The 21578-nt window shown below is 48.9% G+C and carries 14 protein-coding genes; 8 read left to right on the top strand and 6 right to left on the bottom strand.

The features are described from left to right. Positions 1–4: 4 nt before the first annotated feature. The 3 genes from KK078_RS22400 (at position 5) to KK078_RS22390 (ending at position 3725) form a co-directional block, all read left to right on the top strand. On the top strand, positions 5–1258 hold the full coding sequence (locus KK078_RS22400; RefSeq protein WP_254092560.1) for a tetratricopeptide repeat protein: 1254 nt from the start codon (positions 5–7) through the stop codon (positions 1256–1258). Positions 1259–1606: 348 nt separating this feature from the next. Then, entirely contained in the window at positions 1607–2443 is an 837-nt protein-coding gene (locus tag KK078_RS22395) for a hypothetical protein (protein ID WP_254092559.1), read from the top strand. Positions 2444–2483: 40 nt separating this feature from the next. Next, a complete protein-coding gene (locus KK078_RS22390) occupies positions 2484–3725 on the top strand; it encodes a hypothetical protein (protein ID WP_254092558.1) in 1242 nt (413 codons plus the stop codon). A 280-nt stretch (positions 3726–4005) separates the two neighbouring features. Here the strand turns inward: KK078_RS22390 and KK078_RS22385 are convergent, their stop codons facing one another. From KK078_RS22385 to KK078_RS22365, 5 genes are all read right to left on the bottom strand, one after another. Beyond that, positions 4006–9846, bottom strand: a complete 5841-nt coding sequence (locus KK078_RS22385; RefSeq protein ID WP_254092557.1) for a carboxypeptidase-like regulatory domain-containing protein — start codon at positions 9844–9846, stop codon at positions 4006–4008. Positions 9847–10051: 205 nt separating this feature from the next. Continuing rightward, positions 10052–10969 (bottom strand): TerC family protein, encoded by a 918-nt coding sequence (locus KK078_RS22380; protein ID WP_254092556.1) that lies wholly within the window; start codon positions 10967–10969, stop codon positions 10052–10054. Positions 10970–11548: 579 nt separating this feature from the next. Then, entirely contained in the window at positions 11549–13129 is a 1581-nt protein-coding gene (locus KK078_RS22375; protein ID WP_254092555.1) for a DUF4932 domain-containing protein, read from the bottom strand. Between the two features lie 657 nt (positions 13130–13786). Then, positions 13787–13981 (bottom strand): hypothetical protein, encoded by a 195-nt coding sequence (locus KK078_RS22370; RefSeq protein ID WP_254092554.1) that lies wholly within the window; start codon positions 13979–13981, stop codon positions 13787–13789. Positions 13982–14135: 154 nt separating this feature from the next. Further along, complete coding sequence (locus tag KK078_RS22365; RefSeq protein WP_254092553.1) at positions 14136–15422, bottom strand: spondin domain-containing protein; 1287 nt, start codon at positions 15420–15422, stop codon at positions 14136–14138. 129 nt (positions 15423–15551) lie between these two features. Here KK078_RS22365 and KK078_RS22360 point away from each other — a divergent pair, with 129 nt between their 5' ends. After that, entirely contained in the window at positions 15552–16262 is a 711-nt protein-coding gene (locus tag KK078_RS22360) for a response regulator transcription factor (RefSeq protein WP_254092552.1), read from the top strand. Positions 16263–16273: 11 nt separating this feature from the next. Then, a complete protein-coding gene (locus KK078_RS22355; protein WP_254092551.1) occupies positions 16274–17776 on the top strand; it encodes a sensor histidine kinase in 1503 nt (500 codons plus the stop codon). A gap of 81 nt (positions 17777–17857) precedes the next feature. On the opposite strand, the gene KK078_RS22350 is transcribed toward KK078_RS22355, so the two are convergent. Beyond that, positions 17858–18718 carry a winged helix-turn-helix domain-containing protein gene (locus tag KK078_RS22350; RefSeq protein ID WP_254092550.1) on the bottom strand — a complete coding sequence of 287 codons (861 nt, stop codon included), beginning with the start codon at positions 18716–18718 and terminating at the stop codon, positions 17858–17860. A 196-nt stretch (positions 18719–18914) separates the two neighbouring features. Between KK078_RS22350 and KK078_RS22345 the strand changes: the two genes are divergently transcribed. From KK078_RS22345 to KK078_RS22335, 3 genes are all read left to right on the top strand, one after another. Further along, complete coding sequence (locus KK078_RS22345) at positions 18915–19739, top strand: WD40/YVTN/BNR-like repeat-containing protein (protein WP_254092549.1); 825 nt, start codon at positions 18915–18917, stop codon at positions 19737–19739. Positions 19740–19838: 99 nt separating this feature from the next. Further along, a complete protein-coding gene (locus tag KK078_RS22340; RefSeq protein WP_254092548.1) occupies positions 19839–20399 on the top strand; it encodes an RNA polymerase sigma factor in 561 nt (186 codons plus the stop codon). Between the two features lie 148 nt (positions 20400–20547). Then, positions 20548–21474 (top strand): FecR family protein, encoded by a 927-nt coding sequence (locus KK078_RS22335; protein WP_254092547.1) that lies wholly within the window; start codon positions 20548–20550, stop codon positions 21472–21474. Positions 21475–21578: the final 104 nt, after the last annotated feature.

Here is a 21578-nt window from a genome sequence, read left to right as displayed (position 1 = left end):
CCCGGTGGAAGACATTCGAATTGCCAAAGTTGACATCCTCATTCAGCAGAAGAAATATGCCGAAGCGGAACGTATTCTCAAAGACCTGCTTGCCACCGATGCGAACAACCTTCACTACCTGGCGCTGCTGGCAGAAATAAACCTGCAGCAGGATAAGCTGGATGCGGCGAAGAGCATCATAAACAGTGCCATCGGCATGTCGCCCGATGCATCGATGCTGTTTTCGATCAGAGCGAGAATCTTCCTCCAGGAAGAAGATTACAAGCAGGCTGAAAGCGACATCCGCCAGGCGATCGCGCTGGATGCGTACGAAGCCGGGTACTTTGCGATCCTGGCCCACGTCAGACTGGCGCGGAAGGACTACGAAGAGGCCCTGACCTTCGCCAACAAGGCGCTGGAGATCGACTCTGAAAACCTCCTGGCATTGAACACGCGGAGTACTGCGTTGCTGAAGCTCAATAGAAGTGAGGAGTCTTTCGATACCATCGAAGGCGCCCTGCGCGAAGATCCGAACGATGCGTATACGCATGCCAACTATGGTTGGGGTCTGTTGGAAAAAGGCCATCACAAAAAAGCACTGGAGCATTTCCGGGAAGCGCTTAAAAACGATCCCAACTTCGAGTACGCACAGGCAGGCATGATGGAGGCGCTCAAAGCAAGCAACCCGGTTTACAGGTTGTTTCTGAAATATGCCTTCTGGATGGGTAATCTCACCTCCAAATATCAGTGGGGGGTAATCATCGGTTTTTACTTTGGCACCAAGTTCTTGCGGAAGGCGGCAGAATCCAACCCAGGCCTACAGCCGTTCCTGGTGCCCTTGATCATCTTGCTGAGCCTGGTGGCCTTTTCCACCTGGATCATCGAACCGATCAGCAACCTGTTCCTTCGCTTTAACCGCTACGGCCAGTTTCTGTTGAGCAAGCAGGAAAAGATGAGCTCGAACTTTGTCGCCGTCAGCTTGCTGGTGTGCTTCACAGGGATCGTGCTGTATTTTATTCAGGGCCAGGATGAGTTCCTTGCCGTCGGTGCATATGGTCTCGGTATGATGGTGCCGTTGAGCGCAATGTTTTCTCATACGAAGAAGAAAAATATTCTGCTGATCTATGCCATCGCCATGGGCGTTGTCGGGGCGCTCGCCGTTCTTGGCAGTCTGGCGAGCGGGGAACTGTTCAATTCATTTTCGGTGATCTTCTTGTTCGGATTCATCGCGTTCCAGTGGATTGCTAATTATATGGTGATCGAGGGGAAGAAAAGGTGAATGGATGAAGTCTTCGTGACTTTTTAACAACATTGGCATTCTGATGCACATATGCGACGAACGATTTTCCCGCTCGTCATCATTATGCGCTTCACGTTTCTGATCACCCCGGTACTTGTCTTGCTCGCTGCATGCTGCCGCCCGGGCAAGGAGCGTCAACATATTTCACGCATTATATCTCCTCTTACGGCTGCTTTGGCTCTTGCAACGAGAAAAGAGAACATGAAATTCCTTGAGATAAATCCACTGCGTTGTTATCAAAGTGACCGAAATTCACAGGAACAAATAGCATACTTTTATGAAATTTCGCCGTTGCCCGCATCTAATCAGAGACTATAACATAAAACCATGAGAATTCTTTTACTAGCCTTCCTACTTCAATCCGCCGTTGTTTGCACCTACGGCCAGCAGACCTACCCGTATAAAGTATACGATTTCTCCTCCATAGACCCCGCCAAGGTCGACAACGACCGGCTCAACCAGCAGTTAGATTCAATATACCGTACTTCGGGAGCCGACTCGCTCGCACAGCTAAGACAATATGTATGGTCCCGCCAGGAGTCTCCGCGATACGCCGCCTTCATTGTTGGTTATCAGCGGGACAGGGCTTCGCTTACCGATCTGAATACCGGCCTCCAGTCCAGCGGGTTCAGTGCGCTTTCCGAAAACTTTAATGGAATCCCCTTTGGGTTCGAGGCCCGCGGGAAGCGGTTCGCAGGCGCGTGGCTTGTAACCGTCGGCCTCAAGAACAGTGTCGAAAACAACGCCTACGTGGTTAAAGCGGACGGCGCCAACATGCAGCTGTGGATAGGCTATGACGTATTGAACCTGAAACGCCTGCATCTTTACCCGCAGGTTACCGCCGCGTTGCAGGGCTTTAACATCCAGACGGAACGAAAAGGCACAACCGACATTACCGACGTGGGCGACCTGTTCTCAAGCGCAACCAGCACCACCACAAAACTCTACCGGGACTCCTTCGACCTCGGCTATGGCGTGGAGCTCGACTACAGACTGATCTATGGGCATTCCGGCGGCCTCATCCTGGGCGTCCGGTACGGCCAGTCTGTCGCGGCCGCAAAGGGGAAATTTGAGATCAACGACGACAAATCGTCTTTCAAGCTGGACGATAGATTAAATGAATCGTTCTTCCAGGTAGTTCTAAAGATCTACGGAAAAAACTAATCATGAGAAATGTTGCTCTATCCACAAACTGTGAACATCCATGATAAAAACATTGGCACTGGCATTGAGCGTGATACTGGCAATCAGTATACTAACCTTCATCTCCTTTCAACAACTTTCAGCGGCAAAGGAAAAAGTAAAGCTGATAGACTGGAAAGCCAATCCCTGTGACGACACATACGACCCATACCGACTGGTAAACCGCATAACAGAAATTAGAACCCAGGGCGAAACTACTTTTTTAACCATTAGCTTCCGCGAAAGCTGCTGTAGCCGGTTCAATCCGCAAATTGATTTCAAAGGCAACAAGCTATTTTTATTGGCCTATAAAGGCGATCCAGCAGATTCTTGCGCATGCACCTGTTGTTTTTCCATTGAATTTGCGATAGAACAACTTCCGGCGAGTGAATACCAAACCTATTTTCACGGAAAGAAGATTGAACTATCGAACGATCATTACAAGACCACTCAGCCGACGAGCGAAGTATATAAAGGAAATACAATCAATCGGATGAATCGCTATGGATTCAAAGAAGGCCTTTGGATGACTTTCTACAAAGATGGAAGCATCGAATCAATAGAACAGTATCCGGAAAGTGAGCTTTACTATGAAGAGTCTCCACTCTGGAAAAAAGATTTCTATCCTTCCGGGCAACTATCATTCTTTTCCAGAAATGATTCGACAGAGTACTGGTTTAAAGATGGTACATTAAAGTCCCAATTCACAGAATACAGCGTCGGCGATACAACCTATAAAAAGGTATTCTGCAGCTATGACAACCGGCGACTTTCCGAAAGGTCTCTGGAAAGAAGTTACCCGACAAGCTCCGCCAGTAAACTCGATCCAGGTTCTAAAGCAGGAGGATCGGAAACGGAGATACTCTATCACGAGAAGTATTATAAAACTGGACAGTTAAAATCCCGATTCGGCAAGGACACCACGTATACCTGGCATGAGTCTGGGAAAATTGCCTCCCGTGAATTTAAGGAAGGAACGATTGCGTACGATGAAGATGGTTTTGTGACCGAGCGAGCATTTTACTGGCAAACCAAAGGTCCGGCGGTCTGGGGCGACATGCACAATTCGCTTTACGCCGAGATCGGCCGTGACGGAAAAGTACTGAAAATCCATTTTGTCAGAGATGAGATTATTCCAGATGGAATAGTACCCAGCGCACATTATAATTGGACCTGGAATGAAGCCGGAAAGCTGATCGAATCTCCGGAGGAGTGGAAAGAGCCGCTTCCCTGGACGAAATTTAATCAATTGCGCATTCGGTAGTCACCGGTATTTTTACAGCCTTTTCTGTCCGCCTGGGCATAGCTAATTCTTATTCAAAGGCAGGTCAAAGCCACGGATACAGCAAGGATAAAGCATAGATAAAGCATAAATAAAGCACAGTTCAGGCACTATACGAGGAGTTGCTTTATCTATGCTTTATCTATACGTTGAATGTGCTTCAAATGTGTTTTGAATGTGCTTTTAGGATGTGACTGCGCCGGTAATCTCGCCCATCATTCAGGGATCATGCGACACCATTCGCGTTGTAGCCCCTTCTAGGTCAATCAATTCTCGTCTTCTTCATCCCTTCCCGCCCATAAATCGTTGGAAAGTACATACATTCGACCACTGCCGGATTGATCGAATAGCTTCCCGAGTACCTCGGCAGTAACGAAATCGAATACGTATATCTCCCCTTCCTCAAATACTGACAGTAAATATTCGTCTTATGGTTGTAATACTCCCGATGCACTTCCCCGTTCGCCCTGAGCTGTGGCTTTGATTCATAATAACATCCGGCAGGAATAGGTACTTCGATCATAACGTACTCCGCATCGCCCTTCACGTCTACATCGACCATGAGCTTTACAGGCTTTCCCGTTTTCAACGTCTTCAGGGAGTCTTCAAAATAGGTAGAAACAATAAAATCCTTCTCTGACTTTGCCGGGGCGCTGTTCCAACTTTCCTGGTAAGCCGTAAAATAAACCGGTAGCTGCCCTATCTTTGAAACGGTAAGCGTTCCGTCTCCCGACACCACTTGCTCAAATGGAAACCGTTCAATCTTTTGATCACTCAGACCGGACAGTTGAAGCACCGGCTTTGATATTGACCGCTTTTCAGCCAGGATTCCCGGCAGTATCGCCTCCAGGATCAACGACGACTCATATGTATTTCTCCAATGTTGTCTTCGACTCTCCAGGAAATAATTCCGGAGCTTAATTAACTCCCCGCTTGATGGACTTTTCTTTTCGATCATTTTATAAACGAGCAACGTGTTGAGAACCGAGTTATCAAACAGATCCATCCGGTCTTCACCCCAGTAAGGGTTTCCCTTGACAGTGTACGATCGAAGGGAATCGATCCAGTGCCAATCCGGACTTTCGCCCGATAATTGCTTTAGGCGTTGCACACTTAGCTTATCGTGTAACGATGCGGTAGCGGACCGTTGAATACTGTCGACCAGCTCCTTGATCTGCAATTTCTGCCCTTGTTCAAGAAGATACGTTTGCACATCGAGCCGGCCCGTTGCGACTGTGTTGGCAAGGTTGATCACAAGGTAGTTTATGAGAGACTCCCTGTTTATCGCTACCGGATAGCCGTTCTTTTGTGCAAGATCAAGACTTCTTGCCACATGCAGCGTGATCCAAACATGGCCCTGCCCCGATCCCCACCAGCCCCAGCTTCCGTCCTGGTTTTGATGGCCCACCAGCTTCCGGATCATTCTTGAAATTTCCCGCTCGTCTTTGAATCGTTCGTTGTTATAGGCGCAGATTTGCTTTTCAAGCAATAACGCCAGCAACCTCGAAGCTTGTTGCTCATTGCACTCGTATGGATAATGTTTTAAGAAACGAATTTCATCCGTGAGCACATCCAGTAGATCGGCTTGTGCATACAGCCTGATCTTCCCCGGTCGATTATTGAAGTTCAACACCACCGTCGTATCGTTCGTTAACGAAACAAAATATCCACTTACCTCTTTCACGCCCTGTGGATACACCGGAACTTTCCTCAACTCACCGTCTGAATAGTCCTTATAGGACACTGAATATAAAACGGATAAGGTATCAGCGTTTTTTGCGGTAAGATGGATCGTATCGATCCTTGAATCTTTGACTTTAAACGATGACCTGTCGATCTCTTGTTCGTCTATTTTAATTATTCTCTCCAGGTCAATTTCGTCCTGTGCGTAGGAAGTGATCTTGCCGATCGCACGAGAGGAATCTCCTTCGATTAAGAAAAGAGGTTGCGCGACCTGCGCCGCCAGCGGTTTGAAAGACTTGATCACGGAACTGGTTTGGCCCGTGAGTTTTCTGGCTACGCCCAAAACATGTGCGTCCCAACCGGTGATATCATCGGGAAATGTGGCGTCAAACTCCGCATGCCCGTTCAGGTCAGTACGTAAAGTGGGTTTCCAAAAAGCGTAGTCTCTGAAATTTTTCCGTAGCGAATTACCCGGTACGTTTTCCATTGCGGCAGCCGTTATAGCGGACTTGCTGGTCCGCTTCAAACCTTCTTTTGTAATCCCGGGCCTTGTCGACAGCAAAATAATACCGTTGGCTCCACGCGAGCCATAAATAGCAGTGGCCTCCGAATCTCTCATCATTACCATCTCCGTTATCTGACTTTTATCAATATCCTGAAGCCTCACAATTCTACCGTCCAGTATCACCAACGGCTCAGCTTGGGTCTGCATACTAGAATATCCGCGTATTACAAGAGCAACGGAATCTTCGAGCTCAGACATGTACCGCGAGGAATTGATCAGTGTTCCTGCCACTCGCCCGGAGAGTTGGGTGGAAACGGAGTATCCGAGATTCCTGCGTTCTGTTTGAACACCCATGCCGGTGACCACGATCTCTTCCAGGTGGGCGACATCACTTTGTAGTATTGCGTTTATACTTGACCGGCTGTTGATGGAAGCTTCCTCCGTCACCATGCCAATGAACGAAAAGACAAGCGTACCGTTGGGAGGGCATCTTAATTGATAGTTCCCGTCCATATCCGTTACCGTTCCGATCGATGTTCCTATTACCATCACGTTGACTCCGGGAAGCGGAGCACCGTCGTCTTCAGAAACAATTCTGCCGGTCACAACATGGTCGAAGGAATAATTCGCCGATGACTCCTGGTAAAATAATTGTCTTACGTTCTGAAGCTCTTGCTGACGACTTTTTGTGCTGTAGACAGCATCGACGGACCATTTCTTTATTGTATTCAGAACCTGAACACTAAAAGTATCGGGATCGTGAAGCTTGAGCAGTTCGAGATCATAATAGTTGTTCCCATATGGCTTTATGTCCACCGAGTCGACTTTTAGATATTGCTCGTTGCTGAAGATGACCATAGCCTGATAGCTTCCCGGATAAATGGGAAGATTTTTTACGTCCTGGGTGGTGATGAAATAATTGTCGGGATTGTTCAGATCAACAACAAAGGTTGCCCTGACCCTCAGTTTGCCAGCATCTTCTGGAAGGTGATCGAACGTCAATCTTCCGATACGTTTTGAAACCGGTTCAAAGTCGGGGAAACGTTTGAATGGAATGGGTGCATTTGTTTCGATGTTCTTCCAGTATTCCCCGATTGCGTTACGCGTCAGGACCTGATCCTCAAACGAAGGGATGTCCGATTTCCATCGAAATCCGCGCTGCAGGTAGTTCGCTGTTTTTGTGTCACGCATTTTAAGCAGACCTTCCTGAAAATCGTACGAGTAGAACGGCTCATATCCGAACGTATGGTGAACGCCATCCTTTCGGGCATACGTCGTCGTGCCTGGATAAAATGGGCCGACAAGGCGTTCATAATACGAGTAACCGTAGTAGTTATCTCTGGCCCCAATCAGGCGGTACACGTTTCCTTGCTGAAGAAAGGCATCACTTGTTGCTTGTCGGGTATTTACAACCATGAAGTACCGACTCAATTTCCGCAGCTCCTCGTCAGAAAATTTAAAAGGCATTTCTATTTCCGTGCAGTTCGCCGGTAAATGATTCCGGTCAATAGAAAAGATCAGCTTCTGATTGGCCTCTATCCTTACGTTGGAGATCGTAAGTAAACGATTGGTGAGCCTAATGGCGATCGTGTGCTCTCCCGGAGCGATATGAAATGAGTATGGCTCCAGCGTTGACACACCCGCGTAGTAGACAGGCTGTCCATCAACATAGATCACTTGAATGGGCTGATTACTTCCCCTCCCGACCACGACAGGTGCAAATTGTGACGTTTCAGCTTTTGTACGGTATTCGAAATAACCCGCGGCGGGAAACAATAGTTTATAGAATGCGATGCTGTCGAGGCCAAGTGTCTTTTTCCAATAAGCCCATTCAATACTTTTCGATACGCTTAGATCGAACTCCTTCGTGTTGAATTCGTTGAATATGGCTCTGCTTTTATGACCTCTTGAAAATGACGGAACAGACGGCACGGACGTCGTTTCAAATTTCCGGGTGACGGCAAGCGCAGTCAAGTCGACATTCTCCACCGGTTCACCAAAGGCATCCCGAACGGCAATCTTAAAGCTGGCCTTTTGCCCGGGATAGACAATCGCAGGATGATCGAGCCTGATCTCGAGATTTCGCCTGTCGAACGCGATCTCATAGTCCCTGGTTTCGGACTTGCCAGCCCATATATACTGAACCGATAACGAATAGCTGTCGGAGACTTTTGCCCGCCTTCTGATGCGCAAGGATTCGCCTTGCGAGCTCTCAAGGAGGGTTCCATTCTTAAACAGGAAATAGCGGAACGGTATCCTTCTGGGATTTTCCGAAACAATGATCAATGAGTCGGCTGTTCTATTAGACGATACCTGAAGCTTGTCGGGCAGCGCTTCCAGGTCAATTCCATCGGACACTGTTTGGGTGCCTGACAAATAACTTACCGAATACCAATCCGCAAACGGATCAACCCGCTCCGCGTATGGCAAGGTGATCTTCTTATCAACAAAATCATACGATGGATTGGAACGGCTAAGGGTCACCTCCGTCACGACAGGATTTCGTGGATCAAGGTTCGTAACCTTTACACTGTCATGCTCCAGGTCAATGACCAGGGGAAACGGCTTTGAATCGTGATCAAGTGATACAATCTTCACGGTCCGCTCATTTTCCGCATTGTAGAACGCAACGGTCGCTTCATAACGCAAGGATACGCCCGGCATGACAGAATCCGGTATACTTATACGGGTTTCTCCCACAGGATCGAGTTTTGTCTGATAAAACCAAAGTGTGTCCGGAACAAATACCTTCGGCTGATAATACTTCACCACATCTTTAGGCCGTAAGAGAATATCTACCCTGACATCAAAAAGAGGCATTTCATTCGAGTCTTCTCCCCTCAGATACAATACTGCCGGTTTGAGTTTTGTCTTGCGTTCACTTCTCGCCGAATACGAATTATTCTTCAATTGATATTCCTCGTATCTGAAATTAGTCGACAATAGCGTGTTGCCTTTCTTACCTCTGAATTCTATTGAATAACTTTGATCCAGCTTTAAATTCAGGCTATCGCTGAGCAGGAGTTCAAATTGATACGCGCCCTTCCTGTACGATTCTATGGTCCCAATTTTTTTACTGAACGCATCGGGGTAATACTTATTCAAATAAATGTCAACAGTTTCTCCGACTGGATTTCCTTTCGTTGTCGTTACGATCCCCTTTAACCGCAGTGTGTCATAAGGTTTGAAACGGGGTTTATTGAGAACGATATATCCGCTGCGGGGCTTTGGCTTAAAAATCCTCGCCGTTCGATGATAGATCCCAGGGGCAACCAGGCGATCACCATTTATTATTCTTTGAACCGTCCCCGTCATATAGAAGATAGGCGAAATAATGTGATTGATCGGGAACGTCTGGGCCATTTTCCTTCCGGTCCGCACAAAGAACGTATTGTTAAACTTCCGTTCGATTTCAAAGAAGGACACATGCCCCTGGTACGCGGCGCTCACGATTCCTCTTTTGTTGGTTTTTCCCAGCCGATAAGCCCTTATGCGCTCCTGGAAGGGAATTCTTTTTGATCGGACCTCCACTTGTATATCCTGTAACTCTTTCCCTTGCAAGTCATTAAAGACCATCACCAGGTCCCTGTGATTGTTCAGGAGATTCATGCTGAGGTTATTGACGGATCGAAGCTCGCAGTGCAAGCTTCCGTTGACGGTCTTTACGAAGACAAAATGTCCTACCGGCAATTCCTTTCGATAGGTAGAATCGGTCGGGTAGAGATCGAAGAGATGATGGAGAAAAGTGGTATCGATCTCCCCAATATCCTTGTACAGGACTCTAGCCTGTTCGTTACTGACCTTGTAGATGACGGTGTAGTAACTGCTTCTCCGGCTTTCAACGAGATCTTGAGCCGAAACAGGGATCGAGATTAAGGATTGTAAAATGAGTAATGTCAGACAGAGTCCTCTCATGGCACGGTAGGTTATCAATACCCATGATTCCAAAAGAGGCAATTTTCCATAAAAAAGAAGCTGGGCGGGATCAAAAAACACAAAAAAAACCGAATTCAGTGCGCTTTGACTAACCCCGGGCTAATCACGTCCTAAAAAATGCCACCCGAACGCCACCGCATGCACGAACAATAATTCGATTGCCCTGCCGCGGAGAGCCCGGCTGTCATGCCCGCTCTCTCTTTACAACGACCGAAGCAATCATCGAAATCGCCAGCAGAAACGCTATCACGATGAGCGAGATCTCAACCGGTATTTTAACGAAATCAGCAAAAGACATTTTCAGGCCGACGAACACCAATATAGTCGCCAGGCCGTATTTTAGATACGCAAAATATTTTTCGATCCCAGCAAGCGCAAAGTAGAGAGAACGGAGCCCGAGAATTGCAAACACGTTTGACGTATACACGATAAACGGATTTTCCGATATGGAAATGATCGCCGGAATTGAATCGACAGCGAAAATGAGGTCCGTTCCCTCAATTAAGATCACGACGATAAACAAGGGTGTTGCCCACAAACGGCTATCACGTTTGACAAAAAAGTTATCACCCTCGAACGAAGCAGTTACCGGAAAAATCCTGCGCACAAACACCACCAGCGGATTGTTGTCTAGGTTCATCGGTTTATCAGCGCCGGTGACCATCCGAATGCCGGTAAATACGAGGAATGCACCGAACACGTAGATCAGCCAATGGAATGTATGAATGAGCTCGATACCCGCAAAAATGAAGATCACTCTCATGATCAACGCTCCCAAAATCCCCCAGAAGAGCACTTTATGCTGATATGATGCCGGTACGCTGAAATACGAGAAGATCATGATGATGACAAAGATGTTGTCAATGCTCAATGACTTTTCGACAAGATAGGCCGTGAAGAATTCCAGCGCTGTTTCTTTATCGAAATAATAAAAAACGAAAAGATTGAACAGCATGGCTAGCCCGATCCAGACCGCCGTCCACGTGAGCGCTTCTTTTACGGACACTTCGTGTGATTTCCGATGAAACACACCAAGGTCCAGGGCCAGCATGCCCAATACGAAAACGCTAAAGCTTGTCCAGAGCATTGCTTCTTCAGTCATGTATTTAACGGTTTACGTTTTACATTTGTCCGTTCAGGTGATCTGCACTCACGTCACAGCAATTATGCTCCACTGAGCACGTACCCAATGTCTCAGGGCGGCGCGATCATCATGATCGAGGTACCGGAATGCTTTCTTGTATTCCTTTCTGAATAATCTCTTATCGAAACTGATCTTTGACAAAATAACTTTCGAGTACTCAAGCATGCTGAGCTTAAATTTTCTTTCACCCATGATAAATTCCGAATTATGTGGAAGGATAAAGCAGCCCTCAACGATTCTTGCGTTAAAGCGATTGCAAAAAACTAAAGGAAGGATTGGCGTCCATCGATCAGGACGCTAACGGGTGAAAGACTAAGGGCGCAGAATATTGCATTTTTACAATTGGAAAGGCACGCAGAGATCCATCCATGGTTGATGCCAACCCTTTAGCAGTATTGTTTGTTACTTTGAAAAACCTGCCGATCTTCATGCCTTTTCTTAGGATTCTATTGTAGAACGTGCGTAGCGGATCATTGGTTTCGCTTACAGTATTAGAAACCAATTAGATGTGTCGATGTTACCATTGGTCTGACTCCACTACTTCGCCACCCAAACCGATCCATTTTTACTAAAACTGCTCTGTTTGATGGTAATGAAATTTTTGAAGATGTGGTAGTTGCCGCTTCCATTCATAATCCTGTTGAAGTCGATCAGGTCAGCGGGGTTTTGGCCGGTGTATACAGCCATCACTTTTTCCGGGTTGAACGGATTCACCCAACCGATCAATAATCCATAGCCTGTCCCTTCATAAACACTTTCCCCGATGATCTTATCGCTATGGACAACGATCGGGATCTGCGACAAATGCTTTTGCAAAAATTTGTTCCCGCTTGGCGTACCCCAGACAGACAAGTTGTAATCCGCCAGGTCCATGGCCAGGGCAGCGGTGTCCGCAATGATCGCCGCATCTTTCAACGTTTTTATCCTGCCCTTGTAGTTGTCAATGAAGTCTTTTAATCGCCGGTCAGCTTCGCGATCGGTCTCGCCCGTGGATACGATGATCAGGATGTTCTTTGTATCATATATAGCACCGACAGTCGGCATTGCCTTCAGATTCGGTTTCTTCAGTGCGTCCATTTCCGCCAACCAACCGTCAATATCATGTTGATTGATCGCCTGAAAAGCTTCAGCGATTTTCGGCATAAAGCTCTCCAGGGTAGGATAAACCTCGCGGTTTGCTTCGTAATATTTCAATGCCTTCAGCAACGGGTTCAAATAGATCCATCGCCTCCCTATTTGAGGTCTGACATAGTTCAGCGCTGCGGCATCCTCCCCAAACTTGAGTGCAGCCATCCGGCAGGCAATCGCTTCGGTAAGATGCTCCTTAACCACCGATTGCCAGGAGTGATACGCCTGTGCCCGCATAGATTCTTTCACAGGCTCCCACAACTTCTCAAATTTATCGAACTCGCCGGCGATCTTTTCTTCTGCAGGGTTTGCAAAGGAATGCGCGAACTCATGCCACAACAACCGGTACAGCGCACCGACATCAAACGTCGGCACCCGGATCGCCGTTTTTTCGGGAGCGATCACGGCGTATAGCTGTGCACCGTCTTTGTTGAATATTCTCGGACCAAAATTACCCCATCCCAGAAAGTTCAGGATCACGTTGAACTCATACCCCTTGTGATTCCGATTTCCGCAGTAGTCCATCAGTCGGTTCTTTTCATCAAAGCCCGGCAAATTGTATGTAAGCGTGGTCAGACTAACATTGTACAAGTCAACATTACTGTTGAAGAACCCGGCATAATTGGATGCTTCGGCAAAGTCTTTCATTAACACCCGCAACGAATCAAGCGCAGGACGTCTCGCCTCTGGCACCTCTACGTCCTTGCGCCATTCCAGGTCATTGGTGAGATGCAGCATCATCAGAATGGGCGCATCGATCGTCGTAAAAAGCTTACCGTACAACTGATTCTTATCCAGAAAGGCGAATAGCGGATGTGTTTTACCGTGCTGAAAATGACTCGCTATTTTTTGTTTATAATCAAGCTCAATGAAATTCACGAAAGGAATTCCCTGGATCACTTCCACGGTATGGAACAGTTCAATTCGAGGATCAACGGAAAAGTTTACTCCGTTGAGTACAAGTTTGCACTCCTTGTATTTATTTTTCACGGACAGGGATTCTGCCGATTGACGGAATGGATATAGAACTAATACGAGGATAGTAATGAGAGCGTATATAAATTTCACTGCAATGTATTTTAGTGTTATAGGTTTATCCTGGTTTGATACAGTTACCCGCCGAAGTAGAACTTTTTGCTCTACGGCATGCGTTGTAAGCGATCAATGCAAGTGTGATACCAAATTCGAATCGTTGCGCAAAACGCATGATCTTCGCGTTTTTCGCTTCCCTACTGCTCGTTTTTTGATAATTACTGGCCGAAAATGAACAGACCTGATGCTTTATCTATACTTCTAAGAATGCCATTCATGTGAAGTTGACGGGGTTGGAGACCAGGCCGGCGAACCGTGGACTTACACTATACTTTATGACCAGCTACTGGCCTGTCGCTTAATCTTATTAAAGAAAACCTTGTGACTTTAAAGGCGGATTTAACACACTGTGTTTACAGTGTGGATTTCAACGCAACTATTAATGGAAGGAGGGCCTGAAATCCGGGCGATAACACGCGATGGATCCACTGATCTGCCGGCGCGGGGGGATGTGATTTAGAAGCCGGCTATTTCGACATGAAGCAAATCGATAAACAATGTTACTGCATGACATGCCGCTTCACAAACCTGCGCATGTCATGCAGTAACGAATACCTAACCTTTCTTTTTACCCGCCTTCTTTTGTTGTCCCGGCGCGTAAGGCGCGGCCGACTTACTTCCCGTCATCTTCTTCACTTGCCCCGGCGGCGGATTGGTGACTTTTTTAGCCTGTCCTGGCGGCACTTTCGTAGTACCACAAGACGAGAGCATAAATGTCACGAGTACGCTTAGACAGAAAATTTTTCGCATGGTTAATAAATTTTACCGGCAAAGATACCGGCCCTTTAAAGGAAAAGCGCGGGGTTGTAAGTATTTCAACGCAAATCAAATAATACAATCATGCTCCCGTGACACTACCAGCAGAATGCCCAAGGGAATCGTCAAATCCCCTGGGCAAAAACGATCATTGCAACGTAACCTTGACAATACCGGCAACCGCCGGCAGCATCGTAAACTCGTTCGGGTTCGGCACTGCCTCGATGGCCTTGCTCTCCTCCAGCGGCGTACCCGCCAGGTTGAACTGTGTAATGCCGGCACCGGGATATTGATTGATCGCCGTACCGTTATCAAACAATCCGACCATCGACGTAACATCGCCCTTCTCCATCGCATCGAGATCAGCGCCGGTCGTGGCAAAGAACCAATCGTTAGAGAAGCCGTACATGGTAGCCAGCGCAACCCGGTCGCCCTCGCCCACCATAAGCTGCTGCGACACCTTGCCTCCAGCTGCACCGTTTATCCGCGGTAGCAACACGGTATTCGCCATGTCCTTCAACACATATACATTCTTCACGCCGTTCATATCTTTCAACGCCGCCGCCAGCATATCGGCATTGCCCTTCTGCGCCAGCTCTTTCAAGCCCATGCCCCGGTCTTTCTCGCCCGTCCTATAGAACGGGTTCTCCATACCATTGTACACCACGACCAGCACCGGCGACAGCGGCGTAAAGATACCGGTCAGATCCATGAGGTACGTGCTCATCGCCGTATTGTCACCCGCTTCAGCAATGGCCGTAAGCCCGTTGGCCGAAGGCTTATTATTGGAATAGATCGGCTCCGGCATCAACAGGTTGCCACCGGCCACATACGAGATGGCCCACACGCCCGGGCTAAACGGTGTTTCATTCTCGGTGCCGCCCGAAGTGTTCATGATCGTGAGCGTAAACCGCGAGTTGCCATTGTACGCCAGCGACACCTCCATCAGGTCTGACGCCGCCAGGTATGTATTGCCATAGTCATCCATGCCGGCCACCATTTTAATATTCATGGCAGCCGCTTCGGCCATTCCGGGATGTACCACCGCTGCGCCAGGCGCCTGGTTGACACGCGTGCCGTTATCCCACAGCTTCACCTGCGACGACACATCGCCGGTAACAGGGCTTCCGTCATCATTGTATAGTTTAATGCCGGGGTTCTCGGGCGCAAAGAAAAGATCGTTGCTCCAACCGTACATCGTGGCAAATGTCAGCCGTTGATTCTTGGCGGCAGAAAAGGAAAAAGACACCGATTGACCGGGCAGGATCACCGGCGGTGTGCCCGTACCTTTAAAGGTACCCGATTCGACCAGGGGTTTGCTATCGAGCACATTCTCAATAGTGATCGTGCTGGATTGCATCATCGGCGTATCGTCATCGTCATTGCACGATGCCCATACCAGTGCCACAGCAAGCACCGCAACTGATTTTAACATGTTTTGTTTCATGAGCTATTGGTTTCGTTTTTGAATGCCCGAAACAACAGAAACAATATCCCGACGCTGTCGCGGAATTATAACAAAAGTATCACAGCCTGCTACCGCTTTTTTGGCCACCTTTGTAACATGCCAGGCAAGCATGTTTTAATTATAGAAGACGACAGCGACATTGTGGAGCTGCTCACGATACACCTGCACGACCTCGACTGCGAGGTCACCCCGGCATCCTCCGGGCATCAGGGCCTCGCGGCCTCTAAGAACGACCGGTTCGACCTGATCATACTCGACATTATGCTCCCCGGACTCGGCGGCATGGAAGTATGCCGGAAGATCAGGCAAACCGACCGGCATACGCCGATCATGATGCTCACCGCGCGTTCGGAAGAGATCGACAAAGTCATGGGCCTCGAAACGGGCGCCGATGACTACCTCACCAAACCGTTCAGCATCCGCGAGTTCATCGCCCGGGTGAAAGTCATCTTCCGGCGTAGTGAAGAACAACAGAGCACGGAGGGGAACGCAGCCACGTCGGCAGTCATGCGCTACGGCGATCTGAAGATCGACATCGATAAAAGGAAAGTAACGCTCAACAACATCCGGGTAGACCTGTCGCCAAAAGAATTCGACCTCATCACCCTGCTGGCGGGCAACCCCGGCAAGAGCTATAGCCGCAAGAATCTGCTGAACCTCATCTGGGGATATGACTTCGAAGGGTACGAGCACACCGTCAATAGTCACATCAATCGCCTGCGCAGCAAGATCGAGGAAGACGTCTCCAACCCGAAATTTATTCTGACAACCTGGGGCGTAGGCTACCGGTTTAACGAAGAGCTATAACATTTAAGAACATGTCGATTAGAACGATCCATGGCAACCTCCTGTTCTGGAAGATCGCCGCAGCATTCACGGCCTTACTGATCATTTTAGGAGTGGTCTTTGTCGGGATCGCATCGCGGTTTTCAAAAGCATATTATACCGCCGCGCATCAGCAGCTCTATGGCAACATCGCGCACCACCTGGCCACGTTTACACAGCCCTTTAAAAATGGCAAGCCCGACACCACCGTCACGCACGACATCATTCACTCCACCATGGTGGCCAACCCCAGCGTGGAAGTATACCTGCTCGATACGACCGGGCACATCGTAGACTACGTCGTGCCCGACACGACCGTCCAGATCAACCGCGTCAACATCGCCACCGTCCAGGCGTGGCTTGCTACAACGGACGGTGCATTCCCGCTCGGCGATAATCCCAAACAACCCGACGAGCCCAGTATTTTTTCCGCGGCACCGGCCTACGAAAACGGCCGGCTGGTGGGATATGTATATACGGTCCTGTCCAGTCAAAAGCAAAAAGAAATACTCAGCGCGCTGAACGAAAACCTTTACATGCGTCTCAGCGCCTATATTTTCTTTGCCGCGCTGGTGGCAGCGTTTGTTGTAGGCGTCGTTACATTCTTTCTGATCACCGACAGCATCTGCACCATCGCGGGCATCGTCAGACGGTTTAAGGAGGGAGATTATTCCGCCAGGATTGAAGGATACGCAAAAGGCAACCTGGGCATGCTGACGTCTACATTTAACGAAATGGCCGATGTGATCGTCGACAACATCCGGAAGATCACGGCCACGGACAAGTTCCGGCAGGAGCTCATCGCCAATGTATCCCACGACCTGCGCACGCCGCTGTCCATCATGCAGGGATACGTGGAAACGTTGATGATGAAGAAAGACACGCTCTCCCCGTCCGAAAAAGAAAAATACCTGACCGTCGTCTACGACGGCACGAAAAAGTTATCCGGACTGGTGGAGCAGCTTTTTCAATATGCCAAACTGGAGGCCAACGTTATCACCCCACAAAAAGAACCATTTCTCATTCAGGAGCTCGCCAGTGATATCCTGATGGCCTATCAGCTCACGGCATCAACGCGTTCCATCGACCTTCGCCTCGACGCCCCGAACAACCTCCGCCCGGTCTTTGCCGACATCGCGCTGACTGAGCGGGTATTTCAAAACTTGCTGGACAACGCCTTTAAATTCACGCCCGACGGCGGCAGGATCACCATACAGTTCGCCCAGTCAGCCACCGGTATAAAGGTGCGGGTGGCCGATACCGGCGTGGGCATTCCCCTGGAAGATCAATCCTACGTGTTTGAACGCTACAAGCAAATTGACAAAGACAATGCACCCAAAAAAGGGATGGGCATCGGGCTGGCTATTGTAAAGAAGATCCTGGAGCTGCACCAGTCTCCGATCGAAGTCACCAGCGAACCCGGAAAAGGCACGACGTTCCAATTTATACTCCCCACGGAAGGCAACATATCTTCCTCTGCAATGTTGCCTGGTTGACTTAATAGATCCGTCGAAAGCATTTTCTAAGTGGAAAGTGTAGATACGCCCGCATAACTATTACACTTTATACGGCAAATTTTACTGCGGGCTGACCGAAAGCTTATAACCAACACCGTGAATGGTGACAATGGAAACAGCCGGATCTTCCCGCAATAATTTCCGTAGCCTGGAAATAAACACGTCCATGCTTCGCCCAACGAAATAACCTTCATCTTCCCAGATCGCTTTCTGGATGGCGTCGCGCGAGATGACCTGGTTCTGATTGACACAGAACAATTTCAGCAGCTTGGCTTCTTTGTACGTAAGCTCCACCACACCATTTTTTGACGTGATCTGCTGATTTGTAAAATCGTACGCGAGAGAACCCAAAGCATATACTTGCGAATCCTCTGCGATCAAAGGCTTCTCTTCTCTTTTTGCAGCCAGCACAAGACAATAGCTCACCCCTGCCAACGCGCCGCCCAGCAACACAAGCCACCCCGTATTGGCTGTTGCAGCATTTGTCTTGTGTTCATGGAACTTGACCGTAAAATCCATGGGCACACGTATCTGCTCGCGTCGCAGGCAAACCGGCTTGCCTTCCGAGCGGATCCCGTCTGCGTAGAGATTGCCGAACAGCAAGGAATCAAACCGGTGGTCGTACACGGCCAGCTCAAACGGCGCACCGATAGCGTGGGTTCCAAATTCGGTTTTAACCAGTGAATCCAGGGCACCGTAAGCGATCGGCGCGTCTAATTGCACGCGATACGTGCTGAGCGAAAGTTGCTTCACCGGCCTGATGCGCTGGGTGGGGCGTCCTGCGAAGGTCAGAAGTTTATCGCTTATGCTTCGCAGCGCCAGGTTAGCGGTCATCGGCGACGGCGTTTCCTCCCGGGGCCGCATAAACACCTGGAACACTTGAAAGAACATTACTCCCGCCAATATCAGAAAGGCGATCATGAGGAGAGGACGATATCGTCTGATGGACCGGGGGTACGCCATGTGTTTTTATGCTGTTAACGAGTAACAAGAAATCAAAGATACGGGCTTAACAGACGCGTTTGGAAGGTTTTACAATTCATTAACATCATTTTACATGTGTTTTGCAAAGAAGAGCGGGTGCCTGGATACGTTTGGCTATACAAAAACAAAACATATGAAAGCGAAACTTATCATGCTTATCTCGGCGGCGCTTGTGTGTGTAAACGCATTTGCCCAGCCGCCAAAACCCGAAACAGGTGTATTTATGTCAACGGACCAGGGTGAAACCTGGAAACCTGCCGGCGAGGGGCTCCCGGGCGATCTGAACATCAGCGCATGGACAGTAGCCCGGAACAACGCGGCATTCATCACTACCTTCCTGGATGGTGTCTACAGATCGTTCGATGGGAAATCATGGGATCGGATCGGCAACGGACTGCCAAAAGACATCGTCGCCGAAGCCATTACTGTTCATGGAAACTCGCTTTTTATCGGGAGCCACGCGAAGGGCATTTTTGTGTCGCACGACAATGGGAAAACGTGGAAAGAAGCGAGTACCGGCCTTGATAATATGAACGTCCGTTGCTTTTACTCGCAGGAAAACAAATTGTTTGCCGGCACGGAAAAGGGCATCTATGCTTCCGAGAACAATGGGGCGTCGTGGAAGCATCTCACGGGGGATATGCTCATCAATAATTTTGAAGAGGCAGACGGTGTCCTCTCTGCCGGCACGAATCGCGGAACACTGCGTTCGGAAAATCGCGGCGGCACATGGGGTTGGGCGTCGGCCGATTCAGTATTTGTACCCACACCACCCCCTACTTTCCGCATCACACCCGCCAGCCCCCCGATGTTGCTGGCTCCCTGGAAAGGCATCTTCCGTCCACTGCGTGAAAATCGACCATTCCAAAACGGCGGCCTTCCGGCCAACATGCCGTTTAACCGTATACTGGTGACGCCGTTCGGAATATTAGTGTCCCAAAAAGGTGGCGGTTGCTGAACGCTCCAAAACATCACCATAACTTAATACTTCCCGCGTCACTCCAAAAAACGCCAGGTTGTATTATTGCGGCACCGTCCATCCAGGGCGGTGCCGCCCATGTCGCACCCAAGCAAGGAAACAAAAGAAGCCGAATTCAGGGAGCTGTACCTGCAGCACCGGCACCTGCTGTTTTCGTATGTGCACAACATCATCGCCGATCATGCGCGGGCCGAAGACATCACCCAGGACATTTTTATCAACGTATGGGATCGCTTTGACGAGCTCGACATCCGCGAGCCCCGGGCCTACCTCATGCAGGCCGCACGGTTTCAATGCGCCCGGCATTTCAAACGCAATAAATTCACCCACGTGCAGCTCGATGCCGTGGTAGACATCATCAACCGGCACGAGCTCGATCTTTCGCGCGAAGAAACCGAGGAGCTCATGAAACAGATCACCACCAAAGCTGATTCCCTACTGCCCGAAAAATGCAGGCAGGTGTTCGAGCTGCGTTTCTATCATCAGCTAACCAACAAAGAGATCGCCGAAAAGCTCGGCCTGTCCGTCAGCACTGTTGAAAACCAGGTCAACAAGGCACTCAAACTCCTTCGCTTCTCCCTCAGTCAGCAGGCGGGTGTTGTATTATGGGCTGCCACCGTCGGCCTGGGCGTACAGTAGCCGTTGTGTTAACGTAATGTTTTCCGTTCGTAATCCTCTCATGTTTAGTCGCACGACACTATTATCGAATTGTTAAATGAAGAAAACCGCGTAGGTGCTGAACCCGGCGACAGTACTATGTATCTGAAAACGACGCATAGTATTTTCGATGGAAGAAAAGATCAGGGATTTATTTAACAAGTACGTTGACGGAAAAGCCTCCGCCAAAGAGCGGCAGGTTGTAGAAGCATTTTTTGAAAAGATGCAGGAAGGTGGCGTTACACCCGAACGCGCCGTACAAGATCGGCTTCTGATGGACCGGCTCGACGAAAAAGTATTTAAAAGAACCATTTACCGTCAGCGTCTGCGGCGAAAGACCATGCTGATGGCAGCCGCATCACTGCTGGTAATTCTTTCGGCAGTTATTCCCGTATTCCTTCACTTCCACGAAACCACGATCACGATCATCGCACAGCAGGGCGAGCGTACGCGCGTCGTACTCCCTGACTCCAGCATGGCATACCTCAATTCCGGCAGCGCCATGGGCTATTCCAGCCGCATGCGCGGCAGCGAGCGGACCGTAACGCTTTCAGGAGAGGCTTACTTTGAAGTAAAGCACGACCCGTCAAAACCTTTTATTGTTGAAAGCCGCACATTAAAGACGCGCGTGCTGGGTACCCGTTTCGTCGTGTCGGACTACCCCGGCGAGAACGCATCTGTCGTGGTGCGGTCGGGAAAAGTAGGCGTAACGACACCCGATAACAAACCACTGGCCATCCTGGAAAAGGACCAGCGGGTTTACTATAAGAACGGTGTCGCGATGAAGGAGTCCGTAGCGGCAAAAGACTACTATAGCTGGAAAGACGGCAGTATTGTTTTTAACGAAGCCAACCTGAAACAGGTCATCCATATACTCAACCGGAGATTTAATGTCAACATTGTACTGACCTCGGCCTTCGACAAAAAATGCACGATCACCGGAAGTTACCCTGACCAACGTATTGAAGATGTTTTGAAAAGCCTTCAGTTCATCTACGGAATTGAATACTCCCTTGAAGCGAACGGAGAGATCTGTCTGAAAGCAATCCCTTGTTAAAACCCCACATGCCTATGCTATAAGAAACCCTACAACAAAAAAGCCCGAGATCAAGGCCAGTCGATTTCGGGCAGTCAAATTGAATTTTACGGATCAATTATTAA

Origin of the sequence: Dawidia soli (assembly GCF_018598185.1) — a bacterium.
GTDB lineage: Bacteria > Bacteroidota > Bacteroidia > Cytophagales > Cyclobacteriaceae > Ohtaekwangia > Ohtaekwangia soli.
The sequence above is the reverse complement of the archived record's forward strand: the minus strand, read 5'-3'. Positions and strand labels throughout refer to the sequence as shown.